The sequence below is a fragment of the Streptomyces rectiviolaceus genome, from assembly GCF_039533825.1.
Lineage (GTDB): Bacteria > Actinomycetota > Actinomycetes > Streptomycetales > Streptomycetaceae > Streptomyces > Streptomyces rectiviolaceus.
Genome location: NZ_BAAAUG010000268.1, coordinates 1 through 5,583 on the forward strand (window position 1 = coordinate 1; position 5,583 = coordinate 5,583).

A 5,583-nucleotide genomic window follows, 5' to 3' on the forward strand; every position below is an offset into this window, starting at 1 on the left:
AGGAAGCTGTCCGCCTCGGCATAGATCAGGGCGCCGGGCATGAGGGAGTCGATGTTGGCGGCTGCCCAGCGCGGGGCCAGCGTGGCGGAGAAACTCCCCGGCCCGTTCAGTTCGTTGCCGAAGTCCACCCCTGACAGCGGTAGCGCCGAGTGCAGTACTTCCCCGGTCAGCGGGTCCTGAGTGAAGTAGCGCCAGCGGCCCATCTAGAGCGGGCCTTCCAGGAACTCAATATCGATTTTGAACGTCGTGGTCTCGTCGATGCCGATCTTCCCCGCGTTGCTGGAGCGGGTGCGCATGCGGGAGAAGAAAGACTGGTTGGTGCCGCGCATCGCCGCGCCGGCGGTGGTGGTCAGGTCGATCATCTCGACCATCTCGACATAGACACGGCGGGCCGCGGTGCCCTGGTTGTCGTCGATCCCGACCCACTGCGCGGCCTCAACCGTGCCGAGCATGAAGCGGAAGCCTCCCCATACGTTGCCGTCGGCGAGGCGCAGCCCGTTCACGGAGAAGACGACTTTTGCGCTGGCGGCCCATGACGGGATGGCGATGGTGCGCATGTTCCCGGCCGGAGTATTTGACGGCAGCGGAGGGTGGGTCTTCCACGTCTCGGACGTGCCGGAGATCTCCGTCAGGCTGGAGGTGGGATAGAAGGGGTAGAGGATTCGCTCCCGCCTCGGGTTGGCGACCTTCCGCAAGTCTTTGATCATTGCGTTGGTGATGGTCGCCGTGGAGGCGGGGATGTCGATACGGGCCAGCGGGATCGCGCTGTAGCCGGACGGCACGGTGGTCGCACTGGAGGACACGTTGGGAACGATCTCGAAGAACGCGGAAGTCGACGGGGTCTTGTCGCCTTCGTAGTTGGAATCCTGCACCCGCAGGATCAGCATGTCGGAGCGTCCCGTGCCGCCGGTCGCGGCGATGTTCACGATGTCGGCGCCGATGTTGTAGACGTTGTAGGAGCCCTGGTCGGCGGCCCACACGCCGGTGATGACGGCGGATCCGTCGCCGACCTGCACACCGGCGCCGGGCGTGGACAGTGCGGCGACCTTCAGGTGGCTGCCCTGGGTGACGCCCTGGTTGCCTTGCGCCAAATCCTTGATCATCATGCGGAACTGCTGGGCATCGTGCTCGCCACCGGTGATGACGAACGGCGTGGTCTTCAGTGCCATCCGGGGCCTCCTACAGGGCCTTGTAGGCGGGCCACCAGGTGACGGCCAGCGTGGACGTGAGCGTGTTGTCGGTTGCTGACCATCGGATCTCGTTCAGCCCTGGGGTCAGGACGAACTGGTCGATGCGGGAGGTGGGCGCGAGCGGGACGCTGCCGCCGTTCTCCCGCAGCACGGTGCGCCAGCCGGGCCGGGTGTCGATCTCGACCCACTCGCCGGCGGTCATCGTGGTCTGCACCGTGAGCGTGCGGCCGCTGGTGACATGCGTGATGATCGGGTTCGCACACGGGCCGTTGACCCGGATCACCGGCCATGTCGGGGCCGAGCCGTCGACCTGGATGTAGCCGGGGCGCCCTACGGCGGATGGATCGCCTTCGATGGTGAAAGGCATCTGGAGGGGGAAGGTGACCCCGCCCTCGGTGAGCCCGCCCAGCGGCATCGACGTGGAGTCCGAGGTGTCGGCGTAGTACCGGTGATCGGCGGTCTGGAACTCCAAGTCGAGCGGCACATAGCCGTGCTTGAGGGTCGTCAGGTCGGGCTCGAACTTACGCAGCCGGCCGCGCAGCACCCGAGCCGGGCGGCCGGGGAACTTCACCCTGAGGTCCAGGGTGGTGCCCGCCTGGCCGCGAACGGCCGCGGTGTCGGAGGCGTCCTGCAACAGGGCCACGGTGTCCAGCACGGCCGCAGAGTTCCCGCTGTTCTTCACCGCGGCGTCGATGCGTACGGTGCGGCCGCCGTAGTAGTCGGGGCCCAGCCACAGGCCGTCCTCGCCGGGCGGCTCGACATCCGAGCTGCGCAGCGCGACCTGCCCCAGGCCCTCGATGGCGCGGATGTCGACGGTGGTACCGCGGCCGATGAGGACGGGCCCCAGCTGGTGCTGGTAGTCGGCGAGGTCGACGGGAGTACTCATCCGCGTGCTCCCACTCCGCCGCGCGCCAGGCGCCGCATCTGATATCCGAAACGGTCTTCCATCTGGCGCGCCGCGTCGGCGGCGTTCCCGCCGGAGGTGACGTGCCATGTCTGTTGGCCGACCAGCGGGCCCGGCTGGCGGATGATGATGACGCGGCCCTCGGATGCGTCGCGCAGGCCCAGCCCGAAGCGTCCGGCAACATCACTCAGGACCGGGAGGGCGTGGCGGCGCTTGTCGGCGCCAAGCGGGATGTACGCCTCGCCGCCCGTACTCGGTTCGGCGAAGGTGACGGCGCCGCCGCGGGTGGCGTAGATCCCCGAGCGGATGCCGCCGTCGGCGAACGCCAAGCCCTTCTGCGCCTTGCCCAGGTCGGTCAGGAAGCGCGCCGCGCGGCCGCCCAGCGCGCTCTTGATCTGGCTGGTGGCCTTGCCCGCCGTGGCAACGATCTCGTCCTCGCCGAGCCCGGTGGTCGCCGCGACGTCGTGAATGCCGGTCCCGGGCTTGGTGATCGCGGCGATGATGGCGACCAACTGCTGTACCTGCTCGCTGGTCAGCGCATTGTTCGCACCCTTAGCAGCCTTGTTCGCCGCCGACGCCTTGCCCTTGTCCTTCACCGCGGCGTCGGCCAACTGCTGGGCGGCGGTGTCGTTCTGCGCCGCGAGTTGCTTGGCGAGGTCCCCGTAGCCGCGCGCGGCGAGCGTCGCGAGGTCGTCGCTGAACTCCTTGTTCAGCTTGGTGGCGCCGGTCATCTGCCGCGTGTAGTCGCCCAGGGAGGCCTTGGCCTCCTTCTTCAGCCCGCGGAGCGCCTTGGCCATGTCGTTGATGTACTTGGTGGAGCCATTGGCCATCTTGTCCGCGAGCTTGACGCCCTCCTTGCCCATCTCGGCCAGGGCCTGGGCGACGTCCCCGCCGACCCGGTCGGCAACCCGCTCGAGGTCCTTGTTCCATGCGGCGGTGGCCTTGGAGGCGGACCTCAGCTTCTTTTCGACCGCGCCGATGTCGAAATATTCGACTTCCCGCGTCTTCCACTTGCCCTTGACCTTGGTCTTGACCTTGCGGGTTTTGTTGCCCGCCGATCCGGCGTCCGAGGGGCTGTAGAGGGACCCGGACTGCGGGTCGTAGCGCCAGTCGGTGACGTTGCCGTCGGCGTTCCACTGGATGGCTTCAGGGTCGCCGCCCAGGCGGCGCACGGTCTCTTCCGTGATGGCGCGGGAGCGCGGCCACTTGGACCGTGCGTGAGGGATGTAGCTCTCCCCCTGAGTCTCGGGCTCCGCCCATATGCGCATGTCAGGCTGGGGTTTAGCGATTTGCGCGACGTGGTTCTCGCGCATGCCGCCCTCGGCGAAGCGCTGCACCTTGGCGCCTGCGTAGATGTTGCCGTCTGCGGAGCGGCCCGCAGTCGACCCCAGGTACCTGCCCGACGGGGGGCCGCCGGGGCTGCCCTTGATGACGTAACTGGTGTAGTGCGTGGTGTACGTCTTGGCGGTCTTGCCGTCCAGGCGGTTCAGGGCGGTACTGACCGCGCCGATGCTGCCGATCGCCTGCCCGTTGGCGGTGTAGACCTCGGTTTGTCCGTTGGGCAGTGTCCTGGTCTTGTATCCGACCTTCTCAAGGGCGCCGATCGCGGCCGCGTTCAGCGTGGAGACCTTGACGCTCTTCGCGCCGGGGGTGGCCTGGATCGCAGACCGGACTTCCTGAAGGCCGCTGATGGCGTTCGCACGCTCAACCTTGATCAGCGTCTTCACTTCCTTGGGGGTCCCAAGGAGCGTGTTGACGTAGGTCCTGGCCTTCGCGGTGTTGCCGTCGAACGCGTCCGTGGCCAGCTTCATCATCGTCGTGCGGAGCGATTCGGACTTGCCGACCATGGTGTCGAACGACTGCCCCGCCGCGAGCCCGGAGGCGATCAGCTCGTCCTGGGACTTGGCCGCGGCGGACATGGCATCGCGGTTTGCTCGGCCGGCCGTGGTGTGCGCGTTGAGGGTGGAGCCGTTCTTCTTGAACGCTTCGCTGAGCCCGTCCAGGCTTGCCTCGAACTGGGTTTCTGCGTCGTGGGCGGCCCTGTTGGTCTCATTCAGGGCGATCAGGCTCTGACGCAGGGCGTCGGCGTCTACTTTCTGCGCCGCGAGTTTGGTGCCGGCGTCCAGGGCGGCCTGCCCGAACGTGCCCATCGACTTCGCGGTGGTGTCCTGCTCGAACTTCATGTCGGCCAGGGCGTTGCGGTGGCCATCGGTGTGCTTCTTGAACTGGCCCATGTCGCCGCCGCCTGCTTTCCAGGCGCGACGCAGCAGGTCGTACTGGGCGGCTGCTTCCTTGACGTGGCCGTTCTTGACGTTGGTGGCCATGACTTGGTCCCACGCGTCCACATGCTTGATCGCGTCGGAGATCCCCGGACCGCTCGCTATACCGATCCAGGACCCGAAATCGCTGGTCAGCTTCAACAGCTTGTTGTTCGATGCTGTCTTGGAGACCATCGCGATGGACTCCGACATCTCGTTCATGTTGGTCTTGAGCGCGCCGGTGACCTTGCCCGTGGATACCAGCGTGTTCAGGCTGGTCGACAGGGCATCGACCGCGATCACCGGCTTCTGGTCGGACAGTTCATGCAGCGCAAGACCGATCGCGGCGATACCGGCTGCGGCCAGGCCCGCCTTCGCACCTGAGGACAGTCCGGCGATACCGGCCCGTACGCCGGCCAGGCCCCCGCCTGCACCTGCAGCGCGCGCACCCATGACCTGGATTGCGGTACTCACCCGCGTCAGGGCTCCCGCGGCGGCCGCCGACCCCGCGGCGGCCAGCTGAACCAGCTTGATGCCCGCGGCGATCTGAATCAGAAGCGTGACCAGCTCGGGGGGCAGAGCACCCGCAATACGCGCCACGGCCGTGACCAGGGTGAGCATGCCCGGCCCGGCGTCGGCGGCGCCTTCTGCCAGCACCCCGACGGCTTCCCCGACCGCGTCCAGCGCATCGCGGGCGGCGGGCCCGTTCTGCCGCACGTAGTCCAGGATTTGCCCCACCGCCCCACCGCCCGCGCCCCCTTCAGAGGCGACGCGGAGCAGGTGGATGACCTGATCGGTGAAGGAGTCGAGCTTCTGATCCGTGAGTTCGGCGACCTTGGTTGAGAACGCGTCGAAGCCGGGCGTGGAGATCGCCCCACCGGCCACGTTCATCAGCCGGTCCAGCTGCCCGGAAAACGACTCGACTTCCGGGGAGAGGGAGGGCAGCAGTTTCTGCAGGATGGTGAAGCCCTTGGCTACCGGCTCCATCGTGAACTGCGACATCTCGTCCGACCAGTCGCTGAACTCGCTCTTCAGCGTGGACAGGGCGACGGCGGCCTTCTGCGTCTCAGGCGGCAGCGCGGACAGCTTCCGCTGGTAGGCCAGGGCCGCTTCAGCTGCTTCCGCGGATCCCCTGCCGTGCTCGGCGAGAGCGTCCTGGTAGGCCTTCTCTGCCTCGGCCGCTTCCGACAGGGGGCCGATCTGCCCGGCCAGGGCGATACCGAACGCGGTG

3 protein-coding genes and 1 pseudogene are annotated in these 5,583 nt (G+C 67.5%); all 4 read right to left on the minus strand.

The window, feature by feature from the left end:
* On the minus strand, window positions 1-203 hold a 203-nt coding region (locus ABD378_RS43695), incomplete at its 3' end, for a hypothetical protein (protein WP_344531045.1).
* Window positions 204-1,169, minus strand: a complete 966-nt coding sequence (locus ABD378_RS43700; protein ID WP_344531047.1) for a hypothetical protein — start codon at window positions 1,167-1,169, stop codon at window positions 204-206.
* 10 nt (window positions 1,170-1,179) lie between these two features.
* The gene (locus ABD378_RS43705) at window positions 1,180-2,076 is read right to left on the minus strand and encodes a phage distal tail protein (RefSeq protein WP_344531050.1); all 897 of its coding nucleotides are present in this window, start codon (window positions 2,074-2,076) and stop codon (window positions 1,180-1,182) included.
* Window positions 2,073-5,583 (minus strand): annotated as a pseudogene (locus ABD378_RS43710) (hypothetical protein); the annotation flags it as partial. The pseudogene ABD378_RS43710 and the gene ABD378_RS43705, both read right to left, overlap by 4 nt.

Excerpts from the sequence above, each read along its gene's own strand:
- ABD378_RS43700 (WP_344531047.1), bottom strand. The coding sequence starts at position 1,169 with ATGGCACTGAAGACCACGCCGTTCGTCATCACCGGTGGCGAGCACGAT.
- ABD378_RS43705 (WP_344531050.1), bottom strand. The coding sequence starts at position 2,076 with ATGAGTACTCCCGTCGACCTCGCCGACTACCAGCACCAGCTGGGGCCC.